This window comes from Hydrogenivirga sp. 128-5-R1-1, assembly GCF_000171895.1.
In genome coordinates this window covers 1-1,337 of sequence record NZ_ABHJ01000398.1, presented here as the reverse complement: position 1 = coordinate 1,337, position 1,337 = coordinate 1, and the positions used below count along the sequence as shown (strand labels likewise).

Genomic DNA, 1,337 nt, shown 5'->3' with positions numbered 1-1,337 from the left:
GCCTCTTCTTTTTTCTCTACCTGAATCTGTTCAACCTCAACACAAGGTTGCAGGCTATCAAAAAGACCAAATATATCTTTTCCTATTTTATGAAGCACTTCTGCAGCCTCTTTGTATGAAGCAAGGGCTTTTTTAGATATTCCTCCTTCCTTCACTGCCTTGTCCTTAAGGATATTCATCTCTCTAACAAGACTAAACAATGCAGCCAGAGCCTCAGGTGTATTAAAATCATCGCTCATTGCAGCATAAAATCCCTGTTCAGCCTTTGCAATAGCATCATATAAATGGCCTTCAAAATCTGGATTTTCCGGCAGTTTTTCCAGTATTTCATACTCATCCATCGCATTTTTTAGTCTTTCGTAGGCCTTTTTGGTTTCTTCCATCTTTTCCCATGAAAAATCAAGGGGACTTCTGTAATGAACAGATAAAACCAGTAGTCTAAGAATATCCGGTTCATATTTAGAATAAATCTCTTTCAGGGTTATATAATTTCCGAGAGATTTGGACATTTTTTGGCCGTTAACTGTAACCAACCCGTTATGTATCCAGTATCTTGCAAATGGTTTCTCAGACAAAGCCTCTGCCTGAGCAAGCTCATTCTCATGGTGAGGGAATGTAAGGTCTAAACCTCCACCATGTATATCAATTGTTTCACCAAGATGTTTAAAAATCATTGCACAGCATTCTGTATGCCAGCCAGGTCTTCCTTTGCCCCATGGGCTATCCCATGCAGGTTCTCCTGCTTTTGATGCTTTCCAGAGTGCAAAATCAAGTGGGTCTTTTTTCTTTTCTCCAGGTTCTACCCTTGCACCTGCTATCAGCTCATCAACACTTCTTTTGGATAGCTTTCCGTAATCCTTAAATTTCCTAACAGAAAAATAAACATCCCCTTCAACTTCATAGGCATAGCCTTTATCTATAAGCTTCTGGATAAAATCTATAATATCGGGGATATGGGTTGTTACCCTTGGTTCAACATCTGCAGGCTCTATCCTGAAATTTTCAGCATCCTGAAAATACTCTTTTATATATCTGTCTGCTATTACTGTAAAAGGTAAGCATTCATTTTTTGCCCTGTTTATAATCTTGTCATCAACATCAGTGAAATTTCTGACAAACTTAACGTTGTATCCCAGATACCTGAGATACCTTCTTATCATATCAAAGACAATTAAACTTCTTCCGTGTCCTACGTGGTTAACATCGTAAACAGTAACACCACAGGTGTATATTTTGACTTCACCGGGATTTATAGGAACAAATTCTTCTTTTTGTCCTGAAAGGGTGTTATAAACCTTTAAACTCATGCCGCTCACCTCCAGTTGTTGTTATAATTA

Annotated in this window: 1 protein-coding gene; it reads right to left on the bottom strand. The window is 38.3% G+C overall.

What is annotated here, in order from left to right; all coding sequences use genetic code 11:
* The coding region (gene cysS / locus HG1285_RS01255; RefSeq protein ID WP_008289438.1) for a cysteine--tRNA ligase at positions 1 to 1,307 on the bottom strand (1,307 nt) is incomplete at its 3' end.
* Positions 1,308 to 1,337 lie beyond the last annotated feature (30 nt).